This is a genomic window from Pseudoduganella sp. jia 9 (genome assembly GCF_055502615.1).
The window spans coordinates 24,242-50,414 of record NZ_JBUPWE010000018.1 but is presented as its reverse complement, the minus strand read 5'-3'; the positions used below and the strand labels follow the sequence as shown (position 1 = coordinate 50,414).

23 protein-coding genes are annotated in these 26,173 nt (G+C 65.7%); 12 read left to right on the top strand and 11 right to left on the bottom strand.

Going from position 1 to position 26,173, the window contains the following annotated elements:
* Positions 1-115 precede the first annotated feature (115 nt).
* The 4 genes from ACY34H_RS23075 to ACY34H_RS23060 all read left to right on the top strand — a co-directional run bounded on the left by ACY34H_RS23075 (position 116) and on the right by ACY34H_RS23060 (position 2,710).
* Positions 116-388 (top strand): hypothetical protein, encoded by a 273-nt coding sequence (locus ACY34H_RS23075; RefSeq protein ID WP_464979808.1) that lies wholly within the window; start codon positions 116-118, stop codon positions 386-388.
* Positions 389-448: 60 nt separating this feature from the next.
* Positions 449-1,360, top strand: coding sequence for a sensor histidine kinase (locus ACY34H_RS23070; protein WP_464979807.1), 912 nt, complete (start codon positions 449-451; stop codon positions 1,358-1,360).
* Positions 1,357-2,133: a LytR/AlgR family response regulator transcription factor gene (locus tag ACY34H_RS23065; RefSeq protein WP_464979806.1), complete on the top strand. Its 777-nt coding sequence runs from the start codon at positions 1,357-1,359 to the stop codon at positions 2,131-2,133. Before ACY34H_RS23070 ends, ACY34H_RS23065 begins: the two co-directional genes overlap by 4 nt.
* A gap of 133 nt (positions 2,134-2,266) precedes the next feature.
* Positions 2,267-2,710: a VOC family protein gene (locus ACY34H_RS23060; RefSeq protein WP_464979805.1), complete on the top strand. Its 444-nt coding sequence runs from the start codon at positions 2,267-2,269 to the stop codon at positions 2,708-2,710.
* 132 nt (positions 2,711-2,842) lie between these two features.
* Here ACY34H_RS23060 and ACY34H_RS23055 read toward each other — a convergent pair whose 3' ends face one another.
* The 7 genes from ACY34H_RS23055 to xapA all read right to left on the bottom strand — a co-directional run bounded on the left by ACY34H_RS23055 (position 2,843) and on the right by xapA (position 11,574).
* Positions 2,843-4,078, bottom strand: a complete 1,236-nt coding sequence (locus ACY34H_RS23055) for a nucleoside deaminase (RefSeq protein WP_464979804.1) — start codon at positions 4,076-4,078, stop codon at positions 2,843-2,845.
* Positions 4,075-4,491: a cytidine deaminase gene (locus ACY34H_RS23050; protein WP_464979803.1), complete on the bottom strand. Its 417-nt coding sequence runs from the start codon at positions 4,489-4,491 to the stop codon at positions 4,075-4,077. Before ACY34H_RS23050 ends, ACY34H_RS23055 begins: the two co-directional genes overlap by 4 nt.
* Before the next feature lie 94 nt (positions 4,492-4,585).
* Positions 4,586-5,908 carry a thymidine phosphorylase gene (deoA, locus tag ACY34H_RS23045; protein ID WP_464979802.1) on the bottom strand — a complete coding sequence of 441 codons (1,323 nt, stop codon included), beginning with the start codon at positions 5,906-5,908 and terminating at the stop codon, positions 4,586-4,588.
* A 220-nt stretch (positions 5,909-6,128) separates the two neighbouring features.
* The gene (locus ACY34H_RS23040) at positions 6,129-8,522 is read right to left on the bottom strand and encodes an aldehyde dehydrogenase family protein (protein ID WP_464979801.1); all 2,394 of its coding nucleotides are present in this window, start codon (positions 8,520-8,522) and stop codon (positions 6,129-6,131) included.
* Positions 8,523-8,532: 10 nt separating this feature from the next.
* Positions 8,533-9,501: a deoxyribose-phosphate aldolase gene (gene deoC, locus ACY34H_RS23035; protein WP_464979800.1), complete on the bottom strand. Its 969-nt coding sequence runs from the start codon at positions 9,499-9,501 to the stop codon at positions 8,533-8,535.
* Complete coding sequence (locus tag ACY34H_RS23030) at positions 9,498-10,691, bottom strand: phosphopentomutase (protein ID WP_464979799.1); 1,194 nt, start codon at positions 10,689-10,691, stop codon at positions 9,498-9,500. The genes deoC and ACY34H_RS23030 overlap by 4 nt, the downstream gene beginning before the upstream one ends.
* Positions 10,692-10,743: 52 nt before the next feature.
* Positions 10,744-11,574, bottom strand: a complete 831-nt coding sequence (gene xapA / locus ACY34H_RS23025) for a xanthosine phosphorylase (protein ID WP_464979798.1) — start codon at positions 11,572-11,574, stop codon at positions 10,744-10,746.
* A gap of 245 nt (positions 11,575-11,819) precedes the next feature.
* On the opposite strand from xapA, the gene ACY34H_RS23020 reads away from it, so the two are divergent.
* From ACY34H_RS23020 to ACY34H_RS23010, 3 genes are read left to right on the top strand one after another with little or no spacing between them, the layout of a single operon-like run.
* On the top strand, positions 11,820-12,965 hold the full coding sequence (locus ACY34H_RS23020; RefSeq protein ID WP_464979797.1) for a carbohydrate kinase: 1,146 nt from the start codon (positions 11,820-11,822) through the stop codon (positions 12,963-12,965).
* A gap of 2 nt (positions 12,966-12,967) precedes the next feature.
* Positions 12,968-13,888, top strand: a complete 921-nt coding sequence (locus tag ACY34H_RS23015) for a pseudouridine-5'-phosphate glycosidase (RefSeq protein WP_464979796.1) — start codon at positions 12,968-12,970, stop codon at positions 13,886-13,888.
* Between the two features lie 12 nt (positions 13,889-13,900).
* Entirely contained in the window at positions 13,901-14,803 is a 903-nt protein-coding gene (locus ACY34H_RS23010) for a LysR family transcriptional regulator (RefSeq protein WP_464979795.1), read from the top strand.
* 90 nt (positions 14,804-14,893) lie between these two features.
* Here ACY34H_RS23010 and ACY34H_RS23005 read toward each other — a convergent pair whose 3' ends face one another.
* Positions 14,894-17,137 (bottom strand): TonB-dependent receptor, encoded by a 2,244-nt coding sequence (locus tag ACY34H_RS23005; RefSeq protein WP_464979794.1) that lies wholly within the window; start codon positions 17,135-17,137, stop codon positions 14,894-14,896.
* 483 nt (positions 17,138-17,620) lie between these two features.
* Here ACY34H_RS23005 and ACY34H_RS23000 point away from each other — a divergent pair, with 483 nt between their 5' ends.
* From ACY34H_RS23000 to ACY34H_RS22985, 4 genes are all read left to right on the top strand, one after another.
* The gene (locus ACY34H_RS23000; RefSeq protein ID WP_464979793.1) at positions 17,621-18,616 is read left to right on the top strand and encodes a BMP family lipoprotein; all 996 of its coding nucleotides are present in this window, start codon (positions 17,621-17,623) and stop codon (positions 18,614-18,616) included.
* A gap of 82 nt (positions 18,617-18,698) precedes the next feature.
* Positions 18,699-20,225, top strand: a complete 1,527-nt coding sequence (locus ACY34H_RS22995; protein WP_464979792.1) for an ABC transporter ATP-binding protein — start codon at positions 18,699-18,701, stop codon at positions 20,223-20,225.
* Complete coding sequence (locus ACY34H_RS22990; RefSeq protein WP_464979791.1) at positions 20,222-21,304, top strand: ABC transporter permease; 1,083 nt, start codon at positions 20,222-20,224, stop codon at positions 21,302-21,304. The genes ACY34H_RS22995 and ACY34H_RS22990 overlap by 4 nt, the downstream gene beginning before the upstream one ends.
* Positions 21,301-22,272, top strand: a complete 972-nt coding sequence (locus ACY34H_RS22985) for an ABC transporter permease (protein ID WP_464979790.1) — start codon at positions 21,301-21,303, stop codon at positions 22,270-22,272. Before ACY34H_RS22990 ends, ACY34H_RS22985 begins: the two co-directional genes overlap by 4 nt.
* A 115-nt stretch (positions 22,273-22,387) precedes the next feature.
* On the opposite strand, the gene ACY34H_RS22980 is transcribed toward ACY34H_RS22985, so the two are convergent.
* On the bottom strand, positions 22,388-22,975 hold the full coding sequence (locus ACY34H_RS22980; RefSeq protein WP_464979789.1) for an NUDIX domain-containing protein: 588 nt from the start codon (positions 22,973-22,975) through the stop codon (positions 22,388-22,390).
* A gap of 76 nt (positions 22,976-23,051) precedes the next feature.
* Here ACY34H_RS22980 and ACY34H_RS22975 point away from each other — a divergent pair, with 76 nt between their 5' ends.
* Positions 23,052-23,807: a DeoR/GlpR family DNA-binding transcription regulator gene (locus ACY34H_RS22975; RefSeq protein ID WP_464979788.1), complete on the top strand. Its 756-nt coding sequence runs from the start codon at positions 23,052-23,054 to the stop codon at positions 23,805-23,807.
* A 72-nt stretch (positions 23,808-23,879) separates the two neighbouring features.
* Here ACY34H_RS22975 and ACY34H_RS22970 read toward each other — a convergent pair whose 3' ends face one another.
* Together ACY34H_RS22970 and ACY34H_RS22965 are read right to left on the bottom strand one after the other, a co-directional pair.
* Positions 23,880-24,944 carry a S1/P1 nuclease gene (locus ACY34H_RS22970; RefSeq protein WP_464979787.1) on the bottom strand — a complete coding sequence of 355 codons (1,065 nt, stop codon included), beginning with the start codon at positions 24,942-24,944 and terminating at the stop codon, positions 23,880-23,882.
* Positions 24,941-26,167 carry a phospholipase D-like domain-containing protein gene (locus ACY34H_RS22965; protein WP_464979786.1) on the bottom strand — a complete coding sequence of 409 codons (1,227 nt, stop codon included), beginning with the start codon at positions 26,165-26,167 and terminating at the stop codon, positions 24,941-24,943. The genes ACY34H_RS22970 and ACY34H_RS22965 overlap by 4 nt, the downstream gene beginning before the upstream one ends.
* Positions 26,168-26,173 lie beyond the last annotated feature (6 nt).

Sequence of the window (26,173 nt, the reverse complement as noted above, 5' to 3'; positions counted from 1 at the left end):
GTTTGTCCGTCGCTGCGGCAAGTCATCCCGGCGAATTTCCCGTTCGTCGGATTGGCGTTTCCTCGCCTTGGGGGGTGCGCTACATTGGCCGCATCGATTCAAGGAGGTCACGACCATGAAAACCATCAATAAAACCTGTACTGAAACGCTGCGCGACGCTTATGACGCCACCGTGCGGATCGTGCGGCATGCCATGCGCCGCCTGGAGCGCATGCCCTGGCCGACCCTGCTGGCCGTGTGCGTGATGCTGGCGCTGCTGGTCACGGTGCTGCCGCTGGCGCTTACGCTGTTCGTGCTGTTCCTGCTGGTGAAGCTGGTGGCCGGTGCCCTCGGCGGCAGCCGGCACCGGCCGCGCCAGCGCGCGCATGCACATCCGGACGGCCAGTAAAGCTGCCCGCGGGAAGTCCGATCGCAATGAATCAATCAATCAAGCAGGCATGAGCAGGCAATGAAGACAGCGGCAACCGGCGCCCGCGGCGCCCTGGGATTCGTGCGCGAGCTGGGCGAAACCGCCAGCTCGCTGTGGTGGCAATTCTTCGACTGGCTGGCCCAGGTGCCGATGCGCCAGCTCGTGGTCACATGGGTGCTGGCAACGCTGCTGGCCTGCACGCCGGTAATCCACCCCGAGCAGGTGGTGGCGTTCATCTTCATTTCGCTGGGCCTGAAGGTGCTGGCGGGCGGCAAGCGCAAGGCCGAGATCGAGGCGCGCCGCGCTTCCGAGCAGGCCGGCACCGAAGAGCTGGAACGCCGGCTGGTGGAAGCTCGGATGGCCGCGCTGCAAGCCCAGGTGGAACCGCACTTCCTGTTCAATACACTGGCACTGATCGGCCAGCTGATCGAAACCGACCCGCCGCAGGCGGCGCGCATCCACCAGCACCTGATCGACTACCTGCGCTCGACGCTGCCGCAGATGCGCTCGCGCTGCAACGGCACGCTGGGCCGGCAGATCGCGCTGTCGCGTTCCTACCTGGCGATCATGCAGGCGCGCATGAAGGCACGGCTGGCCGTGTCGATCGACGTGCCGCCCGGGCTGGAGAGCGCCACGTTCCCGCCGATGATGCTGCAGATCCTGATCGAGAACGCCATCAAGCACGGGCTGGAACCGAAGATCGAAGGCGGCCGGATCGATATCCGCGCCTCCGCCACGGGCGCGATGCTGCAGGTGGACGTGCAGGACGACGGCGTGGGCTTTTCCTGCTATGCGGGCGATGGCATCGGCCTGGCCAACGTGCGCGAGCGCCTCAAGCTGATGTATGGCGCGCGTGCGGAACTGCAGATCGAGACGCCGCCCGAAGGCGGTTGCCGGGCAGCCATCCGCGTGCCGTTCGCGCCGGACATCTTCGCGGGCAGCGCCACATGAGCAGCCCCACCGCCCTGATCGCGGACGACGAAGAGCCGATGCGCGACATGCTGCGCACGCGGCTGCGCGAATGCTGGCCGGAACTGGCGATCGTGGCCGAGGCGGCGAACGGCGTGGAAGCGATCGCGCTGGCCGGCCAGCACCAGCCGGACGTGGTGTTCCTCGACATCCGCATGCCCGGCCTGTCCGGCATCGAGGCGGCACGCATGCTGTTCAACCGCTGCCACATCGTGTTCGTCACCGCCTACGACCAGTATGCGATCGAGGCGTTCGAGCAGGGCGCGCTCGACTACCTGCTGAAACCGGTCGGCGGCGAGCGGCTGAAGACCACGTGCGCGCGGCTCAAGGAACGCATCGGGCAGCGGCCGCAGGATATCGCGGCGCAATTGTCGCGGCTGCTCGACGGACGCGCCGGTACCGGGGAACCCGGCAGCGGCGGCAAGCGCGAGTATCTGCACTGGATCCAGGCGCAGGTCGGCACCAGCTTGCGAATGATCAGCACACGCGAGATCCTGTTTTTCCAGGCCGACGAAAAATACACCCGCGTGCAGACGGCGCAGGGCGAAGTGCTGATCCGCAAGCCGCTGAAGGAACTGGCGGACGAGCTGGATCCGGACGAGTTCTGGCGCATCCACCGCTCCACGCTGGTGCGTGTGGATGCGATCGCCGAGGTGATGCGCGACCTGCGCGGGCGCCAGATGGTGCGCGTGAAAAACTTCCCGGAATTGCTCGAAGTCAGTCGCGGCAACACTCATTTGTTCCAGCAAATGTAGCTTGTCGTGCGGCTGCACATGCGCCGCCTGTCGGGCAAGCGGAAGCACCTGACTTCGCTTGCCCCTCCCTGTGTGCTGGTCTATATTGGGGTTTCGCCTATCAGGAACCCGCAACAGAACAGGGAGAAGCGCAATGACGACGATACCCAAGCACACGCGCGCCACCATCATGCCTTGCCTGCGTTACCGCGACGCCCCCGCCGCCATCGAATGGCTGTGCAGCACGCTGGGCTTCGAAGCTACCCTCGTAGTGCGCAACGAAGATGGCACGGTCGCCCATGCCCAGCTTACCTACGGCAACGGCATGATCATGCTGGGATCGGTATTCGACACCGACTATGGCCGCCTGCTGAAGCAGCCGTCGGAAACGGGCAGGTTCGTCACGCAGAGCGCCTACCTCACCGTCAACGACGCGGACCGGGTGCACGAGCGGGTGATGGATGCCGGCGGCGAAGTCGTGCTGCCGCTGCAGGATGAGGACTACGGCGGCCGCGGCTTCACCTGCCGCGACCCCGAAGGCCATGTGTGGAGCATCGGCACCTACGACCCATGGGCCGAGGCCGAACGGCCGCGCTGATCGCTTTCTTCGCGCCGCCCGGCAGCGATCCAGCCGCCGGGTTCGGTGCGTCGCTCAGGGTTGTTGCTCAGGTGCGTTGCTCAGGTGCGTTGTTCAGGTGCGTTGCTCAGGTGCGTTGTTCAGGTGCGTTGTTCAGGTGCGTTGTTCAGGTGCGTCGTTCAAGGCTTCGATCAGCCCCTCATCGGCAACCTGTACCGGCTTGATCCCGATCAGGTCACGGTACAGCGGTGGCAGTGCGCCGCACAATGCATCGAGCGCCGCCGGTGCCATGCCTTGCCGCACGTACTGGAACTGCCTCGGATTATCCGGGGGTAGCGCGCCTTCCATCGTCGAGCCATAGGCGCCCAGTTCCATGAAGCTGAGCGGTCCGTCGTCCGGCCCCACGGCCAGCACGAACGTGCCGTCTTTCGGATGGCCGAGGTAGCGGCGCACTTCCGCCAGCTGGCCGGCATCGGCTCCCGCCATCAGCTTGTAGCGCAACTGCGCATACGCACGCGTGCATTCCATGAACGCCGTGCGGATGCCGGACTGCGTGCGCCGCCCGTGGCAGCACAGCAGCAGGTTGCCGAACGCATCCAGCAACACCGCGGCATTGCCGCTGCCGCCCTGTGCCAGGTCGCGTTCCATCGCGTGCCGCAGGTAGGGGGCCAGCCCCGCGTCCGGCCGGCGCGGCGTGGCGCGGTAGGTCAGCGCATCCGGGCAGGCCCGCTTCAGCGCGCGCACGATCGCGTGGTCTTCCGGCAGCGCGGCGGGATCGCGCAGGCCGGCGCGCGGCGGGTCGACGTGGAACAGATCCATCACCGCTTCCGTGGTGGCCTCGAACACCAGCGAGCACAGCGCCTGGGTGGGTTCGGCAATCGTCTTGCCGATGAAGAACGGCGGCGGGGCGGCTCCAGCCGCGCCGCGCGCATAGGACGACGAACCCAGCACGGCCGGGTAGGCAAAGGTATCGCGCGCCTGCGGCCGGAGCGTTTCGGGCAGCGCGGGAAACGTGCCGCTGCCGTCGTGATTGATGCCCGCATTGGCATCGTTGGCGGCCACCACGACCTTGAAACCCGCCGCCAGGATCGCTCCCGCGCACATGCAGCACGGGTCGAGCGAGGTGACGATCGTGATTTCGCCCGGCGGCGGCAGCGCCCTGCCCTTTGCCTTCTCCGCGAAATACCAGTCGACCAGCTGGCGCTCGCCATGCGCGGTCGGATCCCAGATCAGGCCATCGCGGATCACCTGGTTGTGGACGGCCTGCAGCACATTGCCGAAGCCATCGAGCATCACGCCGCCGACGCCGAACGTACCCTGCGTTTTCGCGGCGATCGCCTCGAGCGAGGCAATGGTGACGGCCGCCTGGACGTCGATCGTCTTCTTCACGGCGCCGGTTTGCGCTTCAGGTCCTGGCCGCCGAACGCGTTCGGCAGCTGGGCCGCGGCGGTGGTCTCGAACACGTCGCCCTTCAGGTTCGCCAGGATGACGGGCAGCTCGTTGCCGCCCAGCTCCAGGATCACCTGGCGGCACGCGCCGCACGGCGCAATCGGGCCATCGGTCTCGCCGACAACCGCCAGCTTGTCGAAATCGCCCGGCTGGCAGCCCTGCGCGAACGCACTGAAGAACGCCGTGCGCTCGGCGCAGTTGCACAGGCCGTACGCCGCATTCTCTACATTACAGCCATGGAACACCCTGCCATCCCTGGCCAGCAGCGCCGCCCCCACCTTGAAGTTGGAGTACGGCGTATAAGCCTTCAGCCGCGCCGCCTTGGCTTCCTCGATCAGTTGTTCAGTGTTCATCAGCATGTTTCCTAAAACCGGGGTCTGACCCCGTTCTCGAGCAATATTTCCCGAAACCGGGGTCTGACCCCGGTTTTGAGCAATTTCTTAAGGGTTAAGGGCGGATGGTGCGGTAGACGATCGGGTTGGCGGCCGGGGCCGTGTCGGCGATCGTGTACGCGGCCTGCACGTCGGCGATGGCGCGCTGGGCGGCGGCTTCGGTGCGGGCGTGCACCCAGGCCAGCGGCTGGCCTGCCTCGATGCGCTGGCCCAGCTCGGCCAGTTCGGTGAGGCCGACGGCGAAGTCGATCGTGTCCTGCGGGCGGGTGCGGCCGCCGCCCAGTGCGACGACGGCCAGGCCGATGGCGCGGCAGTTGGTGGCGGACGCATAGCCGGAGCTCAACGCCGGTACCGGTACGATGATGGGCGCCTTGTCCAGGTACTTGTCCGGGTCCTGCATCAGGTCGGCCGGGCCGCCCAGCGCGGCGACCATGCGGGCGAAGCGGTCTGCGGCCTCGCCGGAGTCCAGCGACGCCTGCAGTTTGGCGCGTGCTTCGGTTTCATCGGCGGCCAGCTTGCCCAGCACCAGCATCTCGGCGCACAGCGCCAGCGTGACTTCGTGCAGGCGCGCCGGGCGCGATTTGCCGGTCAGGTAGTCGATCGCGCAGCGCACTTCGACGGCGTTGCCGGCGGCCGGCGCCAGCGATTCGTTCATGTCCGTCAGCAGTGCCGACGTCAGCGTGCCGGCGCCGTTGCCGACGTTGACGATCGACTCGGCCAGCTCCACCGATTTCTCGTACGTGGGCATGAACGCGCCGCTGCCGGCCTTCACGTCCATCGCCAGCACGTCCAGGCCGGCGGCCAGCTTCTTCGACAGGATCGAACCGGTGATCATCGCCACCGACTCCACCGTGCCGGTTACGTCGCGGATGCCGTAGAAGCGCTTGTCGGCCGGCGCCAGCGAAGCGGTCTGGCCGATGATGGCCACACCCAATTCCTTCACCACCTTGCGGAACAGTGCATTGTCCGGCACCGTGGTGTAGCCGGGGATCGAGTCGAACTTGTCGAGCGTGCCGCCGGTGTGGCCCAGGCCGCGGCCCGAGATCATCGGCACGAAGCCGCCGCACGCGGCGATCATCGGGCCAAGCAGCAGCGACACCAGGTCGCCCACGCCGCCGGTCGAATGCTTGTCCATCACCGGGCCGGGCAGGTCCAGCGACTTCCACTCCAGCACGTCGCCCGAATCGCGCATGGCGAGCGTGAAGGCAACGCGCTCGTCCATCGTCATGTCGTTGAAGTAGACCGCCATCGCCAGCGCGGCGATCTGGCCTTCGGTGGTTTCACCGGTGGTGATGCCGCCGACGAAAAAGCGGATTTCCTCGGCGGTCAGGGTGCCGCCGTCGCGCTTCTTGCGGATGATTTCCTGGGGGAGGTACATGGTTGTGTTCTTTCTAGCTGATGCGCTACAGGGGTCTGTCCCCGGTAAGTGGCAATTCAAACTCAGTAGGTAACGTATCGAGGGGACTGACCCCGGTTTTTGCCCGCGTTCCGACTTTGGCCGGGAAAACCGGGGTCAGTCCCCTGACAATGCTGGCGGCAAGCGCTGAAGTTCACACTTACCGGGGACAGACCCCAGCACGCAGCCGCTATCTGCGACATCAAACCCCGTACGGGATCCAGATATTCTTCACCTGCGTCACATGCTGCAGCACGTTGCGGCCGGCAGCCTGCTGCGTGCTGAACCAGTCGCGCCCTTTCGCGCCGCCGGTCCACGTACGCTTCAGCGAGCCGGCCGACAGCCGCTCCACTTCGGCGCAGCCCTCGGCCGAACCGTCGTGGCGCCAGACGGCGTCGATATCGGCGTGCGTGGCCAGCGTGCGCGCCAGCTCGTCGGCGCTGCCGGTGACGATGTTGACCACGCCGCCCGGCAGGTCGGACGTATCGAACACCTGGTACAGGTCGGTGGCCGACAGCGGATAAGCCTCGGAAGGCACAGCCACCACGCGGTTGCCGACGGCGATGGCCGGCGCCACCAGCGAAATGAAGCCCAGCAGCGGGTTTTCGTTCGGGCAGACGATGCCGATCACGCCGATCGCTTCGTTCAGCGCCACGGTGATGCCGTGCATCGGCGGCTGGTGCGCTGCACCGTCGTACTTGTCGGCCCACGCGGCCCAGTAGAACAGGCGCTCGATCGATGCCTGCACTTCTTTTTCGGCCGAATTGGCACCACCCTGGGAACCGGTCTGCGCGGCGATGCGGTCGGCGAATTCGCGGCCGCGGGCGGCCAGGTTCTCGGCGATGTAGTACAGCACCTGGGCGCGGTTGTGCGCGGTGGCCTTGGTCCAGCCGGCGGCCTTGTGCGCCGCCTCGACGGCATTGCGGATGTCCTTGCGGCTGCCTTCTCCGATCTCGCCGAGGAAGGCACCGTCGGCGCCGTGGATCGCGCGGCTGTAGGCGCCGTCCGGGCGGGCCTGCTTGCCACCGATGTACAGTTTGGCCGTGCGGTCGATGGCGAACGGATCGCTCGCCGGCGCGGCAGCCTTCGACGAAGCCTTGACGACCGGCGGCAGGGCCGGACGCGCATCCTCGCTCACCGGCACCAGGTATTCAACGAGCCCTTCGCGGCCGCCCTCGCGGCCATAGCCCGATTCCTTGTAGCCGCCGAAGCCGCACGCGGCATCGAACTGGTTCGCGGTATTGATCCACACCACACCCGCCTTGATGGCCGGCGCGACGTCCAGCGCCAGGCTGATGTTCTCGGACCACACACAGGCGGCCAGGCCGTACACGGTGTTGTTCGCCAGTTGCACGGCTTCGGCCGGGGTCCGGAAGCTCATCGCCACCAGCACCGGGCCGAAGATCTCGGCCTGCGCCACGGCGGCGGAGGTCGATGCGCCGGTGATCAGCGTCGGCGGGAACCACGAGCCATCGGCCGGCAGTTCGCAGCCGGCCGGCTGGTACACCGAGCAGCCTTCCGAACGCGCCGCTTCCACCAGGCCGTGGATGCGCTGGCGCTGGATCGGATCGACCAGCGCGCCGATGTCCATCGATTTGTCGAGCGGCGAACCGAGGCGCAGGTTGTCCATGCGCGCCTTCAGCTTCTTCAGGAAGCGCTCTTCCACCGATTCCTGCACCAGCAGGCGCGAACCGGCGCAGCACACCTGCCCCTGGTTGAACCAGATCGAATCGACCAGGCCTTCCACGGCCGCATCGAGATCGGCATCGTCGAACACGATGTACGGCGACTTGCCGCCCAGTTCCAGCGACAGCTTCTTGCCGCTGCCGGCGGTGGCTTCGCGGATCAGGCGCCCCACTTCGGTCGAACCGGTGAAGGCCAGCTTGTCGATGCCTTCGTGTTTCACGATGGCTTCGCCGGTGCGGCCGTCGCCGGTGACGATGTTGACGACACCGGCCGGCACGCCGGCCTGCACGCAGATCTCGGCGAACAGCAAGGCGGTCAGCGGCGTGAACTCGGCCGGCTTGAACACCACCGTGTTGCCGGCCGCCAGCGCGGGAGCGATCTTCCACGCCAGCATCAGCAACGGGAAGTTCCACGGCACGATCTGGCCGACCACGCCCACCGGGCGGTGGTTCGGGAATTCCTCGTCGAGCAGTTGCGCCCAGCCGGCATGGTGGTAGAAGTGGCGTGCCACCAGCGGCAGGTCGGCATCGCGGGTTTCGCGGATGGTCTTGCCGTTGTCCAGCGTTTCCAGCACGGCGAACAGGCGCGCGTGCTTCTGCATCAGGCGCGCGATCGCGTACAGGATCTTCGCGCGGCCATGGCCGCCGAGGCCAGCCCACGCCGGCTGGGCGCGGCGCGCGGCGGCCACGGCACGGTCCACGTCGTCAGGCGTGGCCTGCGTCAGCTCGGCCAGCGGCTTGCCGTCTGCCGGGTTGGTGGAGGCGAACAGCTCGCCGCTGTCGGACCACTGGTTGTCGATGAACAGGCCGAACTTGCGGCCATGCTGGTCCAGCCACGCCTGCGCTTCTTTCTGGCTCTCGGGTGCGGGGCCGTATTCCATGGTGTTCAGGATCTCGTTGATAGTTGGCATAACGTTCTTCTCAGGGTTGCGCGTGGCGGTGGGCGGCCGAATAGTGGCCGGTCACATGGTGTTCCAGCTGGCGCTCGATGTCGGTCAGCAGGCTCGATGCGCCGATGCGGAACAGGTGCGGCTCCAGCCACTCGTTGCCCAGTTCTTCCTTCATCACCGTCATGTACTGCAATGCCGCCTTGGCGGTCGACACGCCGCCGGCGGGCTTGTAGCCGACCTTGAAACCGGTGCGCTCGTAGTATTCGCGGATCGCCCGCACCATCACCAGCGAGACCGGGATCGTGGCGTTCACGCCTTCCTTGCCGGTGGACGTCTTGATGAAGTCCGCGCCGGCCATCATGCACACCCAGGATGCCTTCGCCACGTTTTCCAGCGTGACCAGGTCACCCGTGGCCAGGATCGCCTTCACGTGCGCTTCGCCGCAGGCCTGGCGGTAGGCCACCATCTCGTCGTACAGCGCCTGCCAGTTCCCCGTCAGCACGTGCTGGCGGGTGATGACGATGTCGATTTCCTGCGCGCCGTCGGCCACCGACAGTTCGATCTCGCGCACCTTGGTTTCCATGCTCGTCAGGCCGGCCGGGAAACCGGTCGACACCGCGGCGATCGGCAGGCGCCCCTGCAGCACCTTGTCCGCATGGCGGATCATCTCGTGGTACACGCAGACGGCGCCCGTCTTCAGCTTGCGCTCCTGCAAGCCCAGCGCCTCGACCAGGTCGGTGCGCAGCGGGCGCAGCGCCTTCATGCACAGGCGCTCCACGCGGCCCGGCGTATCGTCGCCGGACAGCGTCGTCAGGTCGATCAGTTCGATGGCCTTGACCAGCCACGCGGCCTGGTATTCCTTCTTCACGGTGCGGCGGTTCGCCAGCGACGCGGCGCGGCGCTCGGCCGCCGCCTTGTTGACGTGGATGTGGTTCAGCCAGCCCAGGTCGAGGCCGGTGGCCTCGTTGCGCTTGAAGTCATTGCTCGCGGTGTTACTCATAAGAGGTTGGTTCCGTTGGAAAGGGGTTTCACGCCGAGGTGGTGCGCGATGGTCTGGCCGATGTCGGAGAACGTCTCGGAAATGCCCAGCGCGCGGCCGGCCACGCCGGGGCCGAAGAAGATCATCGGAATGTGCTCGCGCGTGTGGTCGGAACCGGGCGACGTGGGGTCGCAGCCATGGTCGGCGGTGATGACGACCAGGTCGCCATCCTTCAGCTTGCCGATGAATTCGGGCAGGCGCGCATCCAGTTCGTGCAGTGCCTGCGAATAGCCCTGGACGTCGCGGCGGTGGCCGAAGTGCATGTCGAAGTCGACGAAGTTCACGAACGTCAGCGACTTGTCGCCGGCCTGCGCTTCCACTTCGAGCAGGCGGTCGAACAGCGCCATGTTGTCCGGGCCCTTCACCACGCGCGAGACGCCCTGCCCCGCGTAGATGTCGCTGATCTTGCCGAGCGCGATCACTTCGCCGCCGGCATCCTTCACGTGGTCCAGCAGCGTCGGGCCGGTGGGCGGTACCGCGTAGTCGTGGCGGTTGGCGGTGCGCTTGTAGTTGCCGTCGCTGCCCAGGAACGGGCGCGCGATGACGCGGCCGATGTTGTACGGCTTCACCAGCTCATAGGCCTTCTCGCACATCTCGTACAGGCGCTCCAGCCCGAAGTGCTCCTCGTGCGCGGCGATCTGCAGCACCGAGTCGGCCGACGTGTACAGGATCGGCTTGCCCGTCGCCACGTGCTCGTCGCCCAGGTCGGTGATGATCGTGGTGCCCGATGCATGGCAGTTGCCGAGGAAGCCCGGCACGCCGGTCAGCTCCTGCAGGCGGTCGGTCAGCTCCTTCGGGAACGACGGCACCGTCTTCGGGAAGTAGCCCCAGTCGAACAGCACCGGCACGCCGGCGATTTCCCAGTGTCCGCTCTGCGTATCCTTGCCGGTCGACTGCTCGCGCGCGGCGCCGTAGGCGGCGGTAAAGCCTTCGCGGCGGTCGAAGCCGGGCGCCCAGGTGCCGCAGGCGGTATGGGCGGCGGCGGCGAGGCCCAGCTGTTCCAGCGCGGGCAGCGACATGGGCTTGCCCTGTTCGGCCGCCCATTTCGCGATGTGGCCGAAGGTGTTGGTGGCGGCGTCGCCGTACTTGTCGGCGTCCGGCGTGGCGCCGAGGCCGAAGGAGTCGAGCAGGAGGATGAATGCGCGTGACATGATTTATCCGGTCTGAAAAGTTCAAGGGCGGCCAAGGCCGCCCTTTGATTCATTAAGCTTTCGCCAGGTTCGCAAAGAATGCCTGGATCAGTTTCACCAGGCTTTCGGCGCCCACGGCCGCGTATTTCAGCGTCTGCTCATGGGACAGCGGGAACGGCGACAGGCCCTCGGCCAGGTTGGTGACGACGGAGACGCCGACCACCTTCAGGCCGCAGTGACGGGCCGGCACCACTTCCGGCACCACCGACATGCCGACGACATCCGCGCCCAGGCGGGTGAACGCGCGGATCTCGGCCGGCGTTTCGAAGTTCGGGCCCGAGTAGGCGATGTACACGCCTTCGTGCAGGGTGATGTTCTGTTCGGCCGCGGTGTCCTGCAGCTGCTTGCGCAGGTCGGCGTCGTAGGCATTGGCCATGCTGAAGAAGCGCGGGCCGAAGCGTTCGTCGTTCGGGCCGATCATCGGCGAACCCGGCAGGAAGTTGATGTGGTCGTTCAGCGCCACCAGCGAACCGGCATCGACTTCCGCGCGCAGCGAACCGGCGGCGTTGGTGACGAACACGAATTCGCAGCCCAGCAGTTTCAGCGTGCGCACGGCACTCGTCATCACGCCCAGGCCATAGCCTTCGTAGAAGTGGCCGCGCCCCTTCAGGCACACGACCGGCACGCCGGCCAGCTTGCCCAGCACCATCTGGCCGGCATGGCCATGCACGGTGCTGATCGGAAAGCCCGGCAGCTCGTCGAAACCGATCGTGACGACATCCGTCATCTGGTCGGCCAGCACGCCGAGGCCGGAGCCGAGGATCAGCGCGGCGCGCGGCGCGAAACCGGCCGGCACCCGGGAACGTACGATGGCCGCGGCCTGGAATGGGGAATTGTTCGACATGGAGTTCTCGCAGTGTTATCTGGTGAATACGCTGATGGCCCGCCGGGGCGGAGCGTGGCGTTCTTGGGCACGCGACACTATGCATCAATGGCTATATGTATGACAAATACCTATTTTCTTTGTCATTTATATGCGGCACGTATAAATTCCCCGTTATTATAGCTGTTTGACAGCGAACAAACATCTGTTTACGATGATCGACAAATGTTTGACGACTTTGACAAACTCTCCATCGGCGCGCGACAATGAGCAAGAAAGAGCAACTTTATGGCCTGATCCGCGCCAATCCGTTCATATCCCAGCAGGAGATGGCCCAGGCGCTGGGACTGTCGCGCTCCGCCGTGGCAGGGCACGTGGCCAGCCTGATCCGCGAGCGCCGCCTGGTCGGACGCGCCTACGTGCTGCCGCGGGAGCGCTCGGTGCTGTGCATCGGCGCGGCGAACCTCGACCGCAAGCTGCGTACCGTCGAGCCGCTGCGGATGGGCACCTCGAATCCCGCCACCGCCGCCGAGACCTTCGGCGGCGTGGCCCGCAATATCGCTGAAAACCTGGCCCGCCTCGGCACGCCCTGCACGCTGCTGACGGCCCTGGGCGATGATAGCGCCGGCCAGGCACTGCGGGCGCACGCCCTGCACTGCGGCATCGACATGAGCGGCACGCCGATCCTGCCGGGCGCCGCCACCGGCACCTACACGGCCGTGCTGGATGCCGGCGGCGAAATGGCCGTGGCGCTGGCCGACATGGCGCTTTACGAGCAGCTCACGCCGGATTTCCTCGCCAGCCGCCAGGCGCAGCGCGGCGCGGCGTCCTTCGTCGTCGCCGACCTGAACCTGCCGCACGACAGCGTCGCGCTGCTGCTGGACGAGGCGCGCCGGGACGGCATTCCACTGGCGATCGTGGCCGTGTCGCAACCGAAGATGGCGCGATTGCCGCGCGACCTGGCCGGCCTGCGCCTGCTGATCCTGAACCGCGGCGAACTGGAAGCCCGCGCCGGCCGCCCGCTGCCGACCGAGGCGGCGGTGCGCGAAGCCTGCCGCGCCGTGCAGGCCGAAGGCGCGCGGGACGTGATCGTCACATGCGGCGCCGCCGGCGTGTATTACACGTCGGGCCAGAAGCCGGGCCATACGCCGGGCACCGCGCCGGATGCCAGGGGGGCGGACGACCTGCACTGGCTGCCGGCCCATGACATACCCGTGGTCGACGTGACCGGCGCCGGCGACGCCTTTTCCGCGGCGGTCTGCTGGACGCTGGCCCAGGGCGGCGCCGACCTCGCCACGGCCTGCACCCGCGGCCTGCACGCCGCCGCGCTGACCGTGCAGAGCCCGCACACCGTATCCCCCGCGCTGACGGCCGAACTGTTCAGCGCATCTCTCCCTACCGAACAGGAATGACCATGCACCAGTTTCTCTCCCTGTCGCCCGAAGTGGCGAACGCGCGGGCCAGCGGCACGCCAGTCGTCGCACTCGAATCGACCATCATTTCGCACGGCATGCCGTACCCGCAGAACGTGCAGACCGCGCGCGAAGTGGAGCAGATCATCCGCGACGTTGGCGCCGTGCCGGCCACCATCGCCATCATCGGCGGCAAGATCTGCATCGGCCTGACGCCGGAACAGCTGGAATTGCTGGGCAGATCGCCGGAGGCGCTGAAGGTCAGCCGCCGCGACCTGGCCTACGTGCTGTCGCAGCACAAGCTGGGCGCCACCACGGTGGCGGCGACGATGATCTGCGCCCAGCTGGCCGGCATTTCCGTGTTCGTCACCGGCGGCATCGGCGGCGTGCACCGCGGCGCCGAAACCAGTTTCGACATCTCGGCCGACCTGCAGGAACTGGCGCAGACCAATGTGGCCGTGGTGTGCGCGGGCGTGAAGTCGATCCTCGACATCGGCCTCACGCTGGAATACCTGGAAACGCAGGGCGTGCCGGTCGTCAGCGTCGGGCAGGAAGGCTTTCCCGCCTTCTTCACGCGCGAAAGCGGGTATCACGCCGACTTCCGCCTCGATACGCCGGCCGAGCAGGCATCGTTCATCCGCACCAAGTGGGCACTGGGCCTGAACGGCGGCGTGGTGGTCGCGGCGCCGGTGCCGGAAAGCGATGCGATGCCGAAGGAGGAGATCGACGCCATCACCGTGCAGGCCTTGCAGGAAGCGGAAGAAAACGGCGTGACGGGCAAGAAGGTCACGCCATTCCTGCTGGCCCGCATCAAGACGCTGACGGCCGGCCGCAGCCTGGCCACCAATATCGCGCTCGTGAAGAACAATGCGCGCGTGGGCGCGGCACTGGCGCGCGCACTGCTGGAACATCCGCCCACGTAAGGCATAGCCGCCATGTCGATCGACCTGAAGCAACTGAAGTACTTCCTGGCCGTGGCCGAGGAAAAGAGTTTTTCGCGGGCCGCCGAGCGGCTGCACATTTCGCAGCCGCCACTGTCCCAGCAGATCATGAAGCTGGAAGCGGAGCTGGGCGTCAAGCTGTTTGCCCGTACCACGCGCAGCTTCGAGCTGACGGTGGCCGGCCGCGCGCTGATGAACGAAGCGGCCGAGCTGCTGGCGAAGATGCGCATGACGATCGACACCGTGCGCCAGATCGACCGCGGCGAAGTGGGCCGGCTGCGTGTGGGCATTGTCGGCTCGGCGATGTGGGGGCCGATCCCCAGCCTGCTGGAGGAATTCCAGAGCAAGTACCCGCGCGTGACGTGGACGATCCATGAGCTGGGCCCCACCGTGCAGTACGAGGCGCTGCGCGCCAAGCAGATCGACGTGGGCTTCTGGCGCGAGCCGAAGCTCGACGAGAGCGACCTGCGCAACGACAACCTGCGCCAGGAGCTGTGCTTCCGCGAGAACGTCTGCGTGGCCGTCAACGAACACCATCCACTGGCGAAGAAGGAAGCGATCGAGCTGACCGACATCGCCGACGAACCGATGCTGACCCTGGCGCTGGACAAATCCGCCTTTCCCCGCTACCTGATCCAGTGCTGCGTGGATGCCGGCTTCGAGCCCGCCATCTTCCAGGAAGCCAACGAGCCGCAGACCCTGCTGGCCATGGTCGGCGCCGGCCTCGGCGTCACGCTGATGCCGGAAACCACCAGCCGCATCGGCTGGCCCGGCGTGGTCTTCCTGCCGATCCGCACCAATCCGCCATCGGCCAACCTGTACATCACATACACCACCACCGACGATGCACCGGTGGTCAGGGCGTTCATGAATATCTTGCGGCCGGCGGAGCGGTGATATTGCCTAAAACCGGGGTCAGACCCCGTTTTTGAGCAACTAATTGCCTCAAACTGGGGTCAGACCCCGTTTTTGAGCAACTAATTCAGGTCAGAAATTCACCTTGAACTGCACCCCATACGTGCGCGGCTCGTTCAGGATACCCGTCAGGTTGTTGAAGTCGATCGCTCCCACCGACTGCACCTCGTCGGTGATGTTGCGGCCATACAGCGCCAGGTCGTACTTGCCGTCGCCCCACTTGTAGCCGACGCGCAGGCCGCCTTCCAGCAGGTCCTTGGCCTTGTACTCGACGGCTTCGTACAGGAAGAAGTTATACGACGAGCGATACGACCAGTCGGTGAACGCATACAGTTCGCCGTTCGCCACCGGCGCGGCGTACTTCAGCGTGAAGTTGTGCTGCCATTTCGGTGCGCGCGGCAGCGGGTTGCCGTCGATCAGGGCGACGCGCGTGCCGCCGACGAAGGAGACCGGGTTCGTCACCGTGCAGCCGCTGCCGCACGGCAGCACGAACAGGCTGCCATCCTTGATCTCGGTGTCGTTGTAGCTGGTGCCGAACGTGGCCGAGAAATTCTGCGACAGGTTGGCCTGCAGGTCCAGTTCCACGCCCTGCCCCACCGCCTTGTCGGCATTGAGCAGCTGGTTCATGTTGACGGTGCCGCTGCCGGCCGTCAGCTGCTTGTCCTTCACGCGGTAGTGGAACACGGTGGCCGACATGCGCGCGCGGCGGTCGAACAGGTCCTGCTTCACCCCCGCCTCGACCGACAGCACCTTCTCGGCGCCGGCCATCGACGGCCTGCTGCCGAGATCGTTCAGCCGGCCCTGCATCGACGGCGCGCGGTAGCCCGTCGCCACGCGGGCAAACACATTGGTGTCGCGGTTCAGCACATAGGTGCCGGAAGCATCCCAGCTGACGTTGCTTGAATCGTCGGACAGCGGCAGGTACGTGCGGCCTCCGGTTTCGATGCGCTGTGCAACGAAATCCTTCTTGTCGCTGGTGTAGCGCAGGCCGCCGCGCAGCTTCAGCCGTTCGCTGACGGCGTAGTTGACCGAGCCGAACACGGCCCAGGACTTGGCGTTCTGCGTCTGCGTCGCATAGTTCGGCACTTGCGGATTGCCCGGCGCCAGCGAATCGAACCCGATGCTGTCGATCGTGATGTCTTCCTTGAAGTAGAACAGGCCGGCGATCCACTGCAGCGGGCCGTCGCCGGTCGACTCGGCGCGGAATTCCTGCGACAGCTGCTTGTGATCGGGAATCAGGTCCGCCGTTTCGACGACGAAGGGAATGAAGCCCGGGCCGTACGGCGGCGCATACACGGCGCCGTAGCCGCCGTCGACGTCGGCGCGGCTGTAGAACTCGAGCTTTTCATAGCCGGTGATCGAATGCAGCGTCATGCCCGGCAGGTCCCAGCGCAGCCGGACATTGCCGCCCTTGTTCTTCAGGTGCTGCTCGTTGACGCCGTCGGTTGGATAGCGGTCGTAGTCGAAGCCGTCCACCAGTTCGTTCGTTCCTGCTTTCAGGATGTTGGCGCGGAACAGCGTGGCGGTGCCGTCCATGTCGCGGCCGTGCACATTGAACAGCGCCGAGAAGTTCGCCGACGGTTTCACCAGCACCTGGAGGCGCGCGGCATTGTCCTTGTAGCCTTCGAACTCGCGGGTGCCGGTGGCGCGCTCGTTGTCGACGCGGTCGCCGCGGTGCTGCGAAGAACCGGCAAAGCGGATCGCCACCGTGTCGCTGACCGGGATGTTCCAGGCGCCATCGACGTTGCGCACGCGGTCCTTGCCGAAACCGGCCGCCAGGTAGCCTTCCTGCTTGAACACCGGCTTCGCCGAGTCGAACTTGATCACGCCGGCCGGCGAATTGCGGCCGAACAGCGTGCCTTGCGGGCCGCGCAGCACTTCCACCTGGTCGACGTCGAACACGGGGAAGCCCTTCAGCATCGGGTTTTCCTGCACGATGTCGTCCATCACCAGGCCGACCGGCTGCGAGGCATTCAGGTCGAAGTCGGTATTGCCCAGGCCGCGGATGTAGAAACGCGGGAACGTGCGGCCGTAATCCGACTCGATGCTGACCGACGGCGAGCGGCCGGACAGGAAACGGATGTCCTGGCCGCCGCTGGTCAGCACGTCGAGCTTCTCGCCCTTCACGGTGGCGATCGACATCGGCACGTCCTTGATATTTTCCGCACGGCGCTGCGCGGTGACGATCACGGTTTCAAGCTGGCCCGGCTGAGTGGTTTCAGCGCTTGCCGCGGCCGCCCCGGTGTCCTGGGCGGAAGCGAGTGGGAAGGCGGCGGCGATCGCCAGCGCCATCAGGGTCCGATGGGTCAGTTTCATGGTGGGCCGGTTCCTTGTTGTCGAGTTTTAAAGTATGGCGGAAGACCAATATTGACCGATGCTACACGAACGAAACTGGCGGTCACAACAAGCTTATTGAGATGTTTTCAATATAAATTCTGTAGAAAAAAGGTATTTGTCATACATATCTCAGCCATGCAATAGTGTGCGGTCAGCCCGGCTCCGGCCGCCAGGCTGCCCCAGAGGAAGCGATCATTTCGGGGCACTTTCGCGACGCCAGAAGTGGAGCGAATACAACGGCGGCGGAGCGTGGCGGGCTACTCATGGGCCGTCCATGAACTGTTGTTCGATTCCAACAGGGGAACCATGCCGTGGCAGAAAATGCAAGAAATGGAAAATGCGGTGGTCCGGCAAATGCCGAGCAAGGCCTCTAAACAGGCGGCTTTCATACGCCGCCGCCTCAGCGGGATACGTCTTTTGCTCGCAAAAACTATACAATAGCGGACTTCCAGGAGCATTTTCATGAAAATCAAACAACTTTCCATGATGATCGCCGCAGTTGCGGTATCGGCGAGCGCCATCGCCGCCAATCCGAAACTCGGCGTCGTCTATGACGCAGGCGGCAAGTTCGACAAGTCGTTCAATCAATCCGCTTTCGAAGGTGCTTCGCGCTTCAAGAAAGAAACCGGCATCAACTTCATCGAAGTGCAGGCTTCTTCCGATACCCAGGCCGAGCAGGTGCTGCGTGGCCTGGCCCGCAAGAAACTCGACCTGATTGCTTCGATCGGCTTCGCGCAGACGCAGGCCGTGCAGAAAGTGGCCAAGGAATTCCCCAACGTGCGTTTCGTGCTGATCGACGGCGTGGCACAGGGCAATAACGTGAATTCGATCACGTTCAAGGAAGAAGAAGGCTCTTACCTGGTGGGCGTGGCCGCCGCGATGGCGTCGAAGTCGAAAAAGCTGGGCTTCATCGGCGGCATCGACATTCCGCTGATCCGCACCTTTGCCTGCGGCTACGCGCAGGGCGCGAAGTCCGTCGACAAGAAATCCGAGATCGTGCAGAACATGGTCGGCACCACCGCCGCCGCCTGGAACGATCCGGCCAAGGGCGGCGAACTGGCCCGCTCGCAATTCGAGCGCGGCGTGGACGTGGTGTTCGCCGTGGCCGGCGGCTCGGGCATGGGCACGCTGCAGATGGCCAAGGAAAAAGGCAAGCTGGCGATCGGCGTGGATTCGAACCAGAACCACCTTTATCCGGGCACGATGCTGACCTCGATGGTCAAGCGCGTGGACAATGCCGTGTACGACAGCTTCATGCAGATGAAGAACGGCACCTGGAAGGGCGGCGTCACCGCCAAGGGCATCAAGGAAGGCGGCGTGGACTGGGCACTCGATGCCAACAACCGCAAGCTGATCACGCCGGAGATCGAAAAGCGCGTGCTGGGTGCCCGCAAGGACATCATCGACGGCAAGACAAAGGTCATCGACATCCGCTCGGGCACTGCCTGCCCGGCCTGATTTACCGGTATCACAAACAAGAACGCGCCCGGAGCTCCGCTCCGCGGCGCGTTTTTCAGTAAAACACGACCTGAAAACTCCTATGCAGCCAGCTGTTGAATTCCGCGGCATCTCCAAGCACTTCGGCGCCGTGAAGGCGAACACGGATGTCAGCTTCGCGATCGCCAAGGGCGCCATCCATGGCCTGGTGGGCGAGAACGGCGCCGGCAAGTCGACGCTGATGAGCATCCTGTACGGCTATTACCATGCCGACGCCGGCAGCATCCTGCTCGACGGCCGCGAATGCCAGATCCGCTCCAGCCAGGAAGCCATCCGCCTCGGCATCGGCATGGTGCACCAGCACTTCATGCTGGTCGATAACATGACCGTGCTCGACAACGTGATGCTCGGCACCGAGGGCGGTTTCCGCCTCGCTTCGCACCGCGCCGAAGCGGAGCGCAAACTGCGCGAGATCTGCGAACGCTACCGGCTCGATGTCGATCCGCTGGCCACGATCCACGACCTGTCCGTGGGCGCGCAGCAGCGCGTGGAAATCCTCAAGCAGATCTACCGCAGCGCCAACATCCTGATCCTGGACGAGCCGACCGCCGTGCTGACCGCCCAGGAAACCGCGTCGCTGTTCGAGATCCTCCGGCTGTTCAAGGAACAGGGCAAGACGATCATCCTGATCACCCACAAGCTGCAGGAAATCATGGACATCACGGATACCGTGACCGTGATGCGCGGCGGCCGCGTGGTGGGCGCGGTCCAGACGGCGGAAACGTCGAAGGAAGCGCTGGCCAACATGATGGTGGGCCGGCCGATCGAGAACAACCTGCCGCGCGGCCCCTACAAGCCGGGCGCGCCGGTGCTGGAAGTCAAAGGCCTGGCGCTGAAGGACAGCGCCGGCGTCTCGCTGCTGGAAGACATCGGCTTCACGCTGCGCGCCGGCGAGATCGTCGCGATCGCGGGCGTCTCCGGCAATGGCCAGAGCGAGCTGATGGAAATCCTGTCCGGCATGCGCCTGCCCACCGCCGGCAGCGCCGACTTCGAAGGCAGCCCCCTGCCCTACAAGCGCCACGATGCCGACGGCCTGCCGCGGGTGTTCCGCAACCTGGGCATCGCCCACGTGCCGGAAGACCGGCTGCGCGACGGCGTCGTGAAGAATTTCAGCGTGATGGACAACACCTTCTTCGGCTACCAGGACCACGTCAAGGGCCGCTGGGGGCTGTTCGACTTCAAGCATATCGCCGAGCGTTGCGCCGGCCTGCTGCGCGAATTCGACGTGCGGCCGCCGAACCCGGACCTGCGCATCGGCCTGCTCTCCGGCGGGAACCAGCAGAAAGTCGTCATCGCACGCGAAGTGCTCGCCAAACCGAAGCTGATGCTGGTGGGCCAGCCCACGCGCGGCGTCGACATCGGCACCATCGAGGCGATCCACACGCAGCTGCTCGCCCTGCGCGACGCCGGCGTGGCGATCCTGCTGGTGTCGGTGGAACTGGAAGAAGTACGCGCGCTGGCCGACCGCATCCTCGTGATGTGCGGCGGCCGCATCACCGGCGAACTGCCGATCAATGAATTCGATACCACCCGCATCGGCTTGCTGATGGGCGGGATGCACAAGTCATGACAACCAACGATATGCCACGCTGGGCAACCGGCATCGTCCTGCCTCTTCTGAATCTGCTGTCGGCGCTGCTCGTCACCGCGCTGGTGATCCACCTGCTGGGCGAGGATCCCGTCGAATCGATGCAGATCCTCGTCAACAGCGCGGTGGTCAATCCGGAAGGCCTGGCCTACACGCTGTTCTACGCGTCGACCTTTGTCTTCACCGGGCTGGCGGTCTCGGTGGCGATGCAGGCGGGCCTGTTCAATATCGGCGCCGAAGGGCAGATGTACCTGGGCGGCCTGGGCCTGACCATCGCCATGCTGGCCTTCGACGCCAGCCTGCCCTGGTACCTGCTGATCCCCGCGGGCATGCTGGGCGCCGCGCTGTTCGGCGCGCTGTGGGCTTTCGTTCCCGGCTACCTGCAGGCGAAACGGGGCAGCCACATCGTCGTCACCACGATCATGTTCAACTTCATCGCCGCCTCGCTGATGAACTTCGTGATCGTCAAGTACCTGATCCCGCCGGGCGAACAGAATACCGCCAGCCGCGTATTTGCGCCGGGCGCCGAGCTGCCCCGCCTGTCCGACTGGCTGCCGGTGCTGGGCGATACGCCGCTCAACATCAGCTTCTTCCTGGCCATCATCGCGCTGGCCGTGTACGGCGTGATGGTGTCGCGCTCCTCGTGGGGCTACAAGCTGCGCGCCACGGGCCTGAACCAGCATGCCGCGCACTACGCCGGCGTGAAGATCTCGGCGATGATCATCGTGACGATGCTGATCTCCGGCGCGCTGGCCGGCCTGGGCGCCGTCAACTCGATCATGGGTTCGACGCATTACCTGTCGCTGAACTTCGTCGGCGGCGCTGGCTTCATCGGCATCGCGATTGCGCTGATGGGCCGCCAGCACCCGGTCGGCATCTTCCTGTCGGCCGTGCTGTTCGGCGCGCTGACCCAGGGCGGCTTCGACCTGTCGCTGGAAAAACCGAACATCCCGCCCGAGATGGTGATTCTCATCCAGGGCCTGATCATCCTGTTCTGCGGCGCGATGGAAAACCTGTATGCGCCGGCGCTGGCCAAACTGCTCAAGGGGAAACAAGCATGAGTTTCGAAGACCTCCACCTCGGCAGCATCGTCGTCTCCACCGTGCGCAATTCGCCCGTGCTGCTGTTCGCGGCGATGGCCGGCCTGTTCGCGGAACGCTCCGGCGTCGTCGACATCGGCCTGGAAGGCAAGATCCTCGCCTCGGCGTTCGTCTCGGCGGCCGTCGCCTTCACCACGCAGAACCCGTGGTACGGCATCCTGGCCGGCATGGGCGCTTCCGTGATACTGGCGCTGCTGCAGGGCGCCATCGCCATCACGCAGAAGGGCAACCAGCTGGTGGCCGGCATCGCCATCAACATCGCGATGAGCGGGCTGACGTTCGTGGTGGCGCAGTACTTCTTCCAGCAGGGCGGCCGCACGCCGGACCTGGGCGAGGCGCGCCTGTCGGAGATCGTGCTGCCGGGCAGCGCGGCCGTGGCCGACGTGCCGGTGCTGGGCTGGATCTGGACGCAGCTGCTGGGCGGCCACACGATCCTGGTCTACCTGGCGTTCGCGCTGGTGCCGCTGGTGCACTGGGTGCTGTACCACACGCGCTTCGGCCTGCGCCTGCGCGCCTGCGGCGAGAACCCGCATGCCGCCGACGCGGCCGGCGTTTCCGTCGAACGTACCCGCTACGCGGCCATGCTGATCGCCGGCATCCTGTGCTCGTTCTCCGGCGCCTACCTGGCGATCGTGCAGAGCGGCTTCTTCCTGCGCGACATGTCGGCGGGCGCCGGCTACCTGGCGCTGACCGCCATGGTGTTCGGCAACTGGCGGCCGTTCTACACCTTCCTCGGCTGCCTGATGTTCGGCTTCTTCGGCGCCGTGCAGATCCAGCTGGAAGGCGTCGACCTGCCGGTGGTCGGCCGCATCCCTGGCGCGCTGATCCAGATGGTGCCGTATGTCGTCACCGTGATCGTGCTGGCGGGACTGATGGCCAAGTCGGTGGCACCGAAGGCGATCGGCGTGCCGTTCGTGAAGTCACGGTAAGCGTCCCCTGCCCTGCCCCGAAAGCCTGCTTAACCCGCAGGCTTTTTTTTCGCCGCAGTGTTTCCTTAAACCGGGGTCAGACCCCAGTTTTTGGAAATATTTCTAAAATTCGGGGTCAGACCCCGGTTTTGGGAAACAAAAACAGTGCGGCGTGCTGCAGCAGCATGATGGTCTTGCCGTCTTCGATGCGGCCGTCGGCGATCATGGCCAGCGCGTCGTCGATGCCGAGTTCCAGCACTTCGATGTCTTCGCCTTCGGCCGCCACGCCGCCGCCATCGTCGGCGCGATGGGTGGCGTCGTATTCGGCGACGAAGAAGTGCAGCCGCTCGGTGACGGAGCCGGGGCTCATGAAGGCGTCGAAGACGCGCCGCACATGCTCGACATGGAAGCCGGTCTCCTCGGCGGCTTCGGCGCGGATGCGTTCTTCGGGCGAGGCGGCGTCCAGCAGGCCGGCGGGCGCTTCGATCAGGTAGCCGTCATGGGTGCCGCCGTAGCCGTAGGCGGGAAAGCGGAATTGCCGGACCAGCACGACGGTGCGGCGGGCCAGGTTGTACAGCAGGATCACGGCGCCGTGGCCGCGATCGTAGGTTTCGCGCGACATCGTCTGCCAGCTGCCGTCGCGCCGGCGGTAGTCGAACGTGGTTTTCTTCAGCAGGTACCAGTCGTCGGCCAGGGTCCGGACTTCGCGGATACGCACGTGCATGATCGCTCCTTTGCATGTTCAATGTTCTTTTTTAGGCTATCATGCGATCTCGTGCAATTTCAAGGAAAATCGTGCAATGCTGACCCGCCAGCGCAAGGAGCTGCTGCTCCGCCTCCTGAAGGAAGAAGGACAGATCGTCGCCAAGACCCTGAGCGAATCGCTGGGCTTGTCCGAGGATACGATTCGGCGCGACCTGCGCGAGCTGGCAAAGGAAGGACTGCTGCAGCGCGTGCACGGCGGCGCCCTGCCTGCCTCGCCAGCGCAGGGCAATTTCGCGGTACGCGAAAAGCTGTCGACGGATGCCAAGCCGGCCATTGCGCGCGCGGCCGCGGCAATGATCCGGCCGGGCCAGGTAGTGTTCATCGACGGCGGTACCACCGCCGTGCAGCTGGCGCGCGCCCTGCCCCGCGACCTGCGCGCGAGCGTCATCACGCACAGCCCGTCGGTGGCGGTGGAGCTGGTCGGGCACCCGGAAGTGGACGTGATCATCATCGGCGGCCGCCTGTTCAAGCACTCGATCGTGGCGATGGGTGCCGCGGCGGTGGAAGCGGTGGGCCAGTTCCGTGCGGACCTGTTCTTCATGGGCGTGTGCAGCCTGGACCCGGAGGCCGGCATCACGACGGGGGATTTCGACGAGGCCGCGATGAAGCGCGCGCTGTCGGCGCATGCGCAGCGCACGGTGGTGCTGGCGTCGCCTGAAAAGCTGGGCACCGCGGCGCCGTTCCAGATCGCGCCGCTGGCGACCGTGGATCACATCATCGTCAACCGCGGCGTGGATGACGCGCTGCTGCTGCCTTATCGGGAGATGGGGATCGAGGTGACGCTGGCATAAAACGAAGACCGGTGGCTTGATGGGGTTTCGTGGAGCATGCTCCACGCCCCTCACGCAGCCACCGGATTTGGATTACACCTCCGGCCAGATCTCCTTCAACAGCGCGGCCAGGTTGTAGCCCCCCTTGACCAGCTGCTGCCGCGCCAGCGCGGACGATGGCACCGGGTAGTCGTCCGGCACGTTCAGGGCCCATACCTTGTAGCTGGTGCCGCTGCTCTTCGACGTCTGCGTGGTGGCGGCACCCAGGGTCACGTCCATGTGCGCCAGTTTCGATACGGCCAGCGAATCGTTGGCCCACTGGTAGGGCCAGGTGGCCGCGTCGCCGGTGTTGACGGGTACCGCCGGCTTCCTGTCGATGGCGTACTGCGCGAACTGTTCGGGCGTGCGCGTGCTGGATCGGCGGAAGGCGTAGTCGACGACGGTGGTGTCCCAGTACGAGTGGAACGGTTTTGTCTTCGGCGCGCTCGCACCCGTTTTCGGCGGGGCGCCGGGCGGAATGTGCCGGTTGCCGATCGACGCGATGAGCGCGTCGTCGAGCAGCAGGTTGTTGCCGCCGCGCGAATCGAAGATGTTCAGTTCGTCGATCTCGGCGTGCGTCTTCGGCACCACGAAGCGGCCATCCTTGCTGACGAAGGCGGCGCCCACGTGCAGCGGCTGGTGGATGTCGCCGGCCAGGTGGGCCACGACGAGAAGCGCCTGGCGCGGCGTGAACTTGTGCGGGTTGGACTCCGGTGTGTCCTTGCCCTGCAGGACCAGGATCGCCGACTTCAGGGTCTGCACGATGTCGTCCTCGAACGTGCCGGGCGCGTGGTCGTGGTAGGCACTCAGCTGGAATGGCACGTCGGTGTAGTGGTATTCGGAGTGCTTCGGATTGGCGGCCACGTAGGCCTGCATTTCCGGCGTCTGCGGGCCGCACCACGTGCCCTTCACGCAATCGGCCCAGACGGCGATCGATTCCAGCGTTTCGCCCGGCAGCAGCAGCGCGGCGATGCGCTGCTCGGCGACGCTGCCCTTGAGCAGCTTGGCGGCGATGGCGCCCACGGCGCGGTGGCCGTCGTTGCCCCATGCCAGGGCGGAGGACGGCGCGACGGTGGCGAAGGCGCCGGCCAGCGCCAGCATGCATGCAAGTCGTTTCATTGTTCTGAAGCTTTCTGTGGTTTCGGGTAGTCCCTGTTGATGTCGAGCGGCTGCGCATACGGCGAGCTCCACACCTGTTCCTGCAGCGCGGCGATGCGCCGCGCCATCTGCTCGTTGCGCATCACGATTTCAAGATTGCGCGACAGGTCGAAGTAGCCGCCCGCCCAGTTGCTGGTGCCGACCCATGCCAGCTTGCCGTCGATGACCATCGTCTTCGAGTGGATCACGCGGGCAAACGGGATGAAGCCGGTCGATGCCTTCGGCAAGGTGACGACGCGGATTTCCACATTCGGCAGCACGGCCAGGCTTTTCAGGTACGGCAGGGTCTTGTGCTCGAGGTTCCAGTTCGACACCATCAGCTTGACCTTCACGCCACGGTTGGCGGCCGCGCGCACGGCGTTGTCGACCACGGCGTAATACGGCCGCGTGCCGTTCGGGCCATACGACAGCGGTGCGTAGTCGAGCAGCTGCACGCGCACTTCCTCCTTTGCCTCGGCCAGCAGTGCCGGCAGGCCGGTCTCGGAATCGGCGACGCCGGGCGGGTTGTAGGCCGCCGGGCTGGCCAGCAGATACGACGGTTGCGCCAGCAGCGTGGCCGGAGCGGCAAGAGACTTCTGCTGCAGCGGTGCCACCTTGCCGCCTTGCGCCAGGCGCGCCTGCGCGCTCCAGTCCTGCTCGAAGATCGCCTTGATCTGCGCGACGATCGCGGCATCGTCGACCAGCAGGCCGGTTTCATGGATGTGCGTGAATGCGCGCCAGTCGAAGTTCTGGCTGCCGACGAAGGCCCGCTTGCCATCGGCCAGCACGTACTTGGCGTGGATGATGCCATTGCCCGTCAGCTGGCTGAAATCGAGGATGCGCAGTTCCAGGTTCGGGATCGCGCGCAGCCGCTCCAGCGTGGCGGCATCGGACAGGCCGACGCCCTTCTTGTCCATCAGGAAGCGGATCTTCACGCCGCGCTGCCCGGCCGCCGCCAGGCGCTCGATCACTTTCTCAAACGGCGCACCCGGCTTGCTGGCCGCATAAAACTGGCCGATCGCGATGTCGTTCTTCGCGTTGTCGAACAGCTCGCACCAGACGGTGACGGGATCGCGCAGATCGGCGTTCGCCAGCGTGGTTTCCACCGGTGCGGTCTGCACCAGTTCGAAGCCGGGAATGCGGAAGTCGGCATGGGCGCTGCCGAAGCACGCGGCCAGCACGCCGCACAGGATCAGTCGTTTCATCATCGG

Bases quoted from the DNA above. Each gene is read 5' to 3' on its own strand.
- ACY34H_RS23075 (WP_464979808.1), top strand. From the start codon at position 116: ATGAAAACCATCAATAAAACCTGTACTGAAACGCTGCGCGACGCTTAT.
- ACY34H_RS23070 (WP_464979807.1), top strand. From the start codon at position 449: ATGAAGACAGCGGCAACCGGCGCCCGCGGCGCCCTGGGATTCGTGCGC.
- ACY34H_RS23065 (WP_464979806.1), top strand. From the start codon at position 1,357: ATGAGCAGCCCCACCGCCCTGATCGCGGACGACGAAGAGCCGATGCGC.
- ACY34H_RS23060 (WP_464979805.1), top strand. From the start codon at position 2,267: ATGACGACGATACCCAAGCACACGCGCGCCACCATCATGCCTTGCCTG.
- ACY34H_RS23050 (WP_464979803.1), bottom strand. From the start codon at position 4,491: ATGAACACTGAACAACTGATCGAGGAAGCCAAGGCGGCGCGGCTGAAG.
- deoA (WP_464979802.1), bottom strand. From the start codon at position 5,908: ATGTACCTCCCCCAGGAAATCATCCGCAAGAAGCGCGACGGCGGCACC.
- ACY34H_RS23040 (WP_464979801.1), bottom strand. From the start codon at position 8,522: ATGCCAACTATCAACGAGATCCTGAACACCATGGAATACGGCCCCGCA.
- deoC (WP_464979800.1), bottom strand. From the start codon at position 9,501: ATGAGTAACACCGCGAGCAATGACTTCAAGCGCAACGAGGCCACCGGC.
- ACY34H_RS23030 (WP_464979799.1), bottom strand. From the start codon at position 10,691: ATGTCACGCGCATTCATCCTCCTGCTCGACTCCTTCGGCCTCGGCGCC.
- xapA (WP_464979798.1), bottom strand. From the start codon at position 11,574: ATGTCGAACAATTCCCCATTCCAGGCCGCGGCCATCGTACGTTCCCGG.
- ACY34H_RS23020 (WP_464979797.1), top strand. From the start codon at position 11,820: ATGAGCAAGAAAGAGCAACTTTATGGCCTGATCCGCGCCAATCCGTTC.
- ACY34H_RS23015 (WP_464979796.1), top strand. From the start codon at position 12,968: ATGCACCAGTTTCTCTCCCTGTCGCCCGAAGTGGCGAACGCGCGGGCC.
- ACY34H_RS23010 (WP_464979795.1), top strand. From the start codon at position 13,901: ATGTCGATCGACCTGAAGCAACTGAAGTACTTCCTGGCCGTGGCCGAG.
- ACY34H_RS23005 (WP_464979794.1), bottom strand. From the start codon at position 17,137: ATGAAACTGACCCATCGGACCCTGATGGCGCTGGCGATCGCCGCCGCC.
- ACY34H_RS23000 (WP_464979793.1), top strand. From the start codon at position 17,621: ATGAAAATCAAACAACTTTCCATGATGATCGCCGCAGTTGCGGTATCG.
- ACY34H_RS22995 (WP_464979792.1), top strand. From the start codon at position 18,699: ATGCAGCCAGCTGTTGAATTCCGCGGCATCTCCAAGCACTTCGGCGCC.
- ACY34H_RS22990 (WP_464979791.1), top strand. From the start codon at position 20,222: ATGACAACCAACGATATGCCACGCTGGGCAACCGGCATCGTCCTGCCT.
- ACY34H_RS22985 (WP_464979790.1), top strand. From the start codon at position 21,301: ATGAGTTTCGAAGACCTCCACCTCGGCAGCATCGTCGTCTCCACCGTG.
- ACY34H_RS22980 (WP_464979789.1), bottom strand. From the start codon at position 22,975: ATGCACGTGCGTATCCGCGAAGTCCGGACCCTGGCCGACGACTGGTAC.
- ACY34H_RS22975 (WP_464979788.1), top strand. From the start codon at position 23,052: ATGCTGACCCGCCAGCGCAAGGAGCTGCTGCTCCGCCTCCTGAAGGAA.
- ACY34H_RS22970 (WP_464979787.1), bottom strand. From the start codon at position 24,944: ATGAAACGACTTGCATGCATGCTGGCGCTGGCCGGCGCCTTCGCCACC.
- ACY34H_RS22965 (WP_464979786.1), bottom strand. From the start codon at position 26,167: ATGAAACGACTGATCCTGTGCGGCGTGCTGGCCGCGTGCTTCGGCAGC.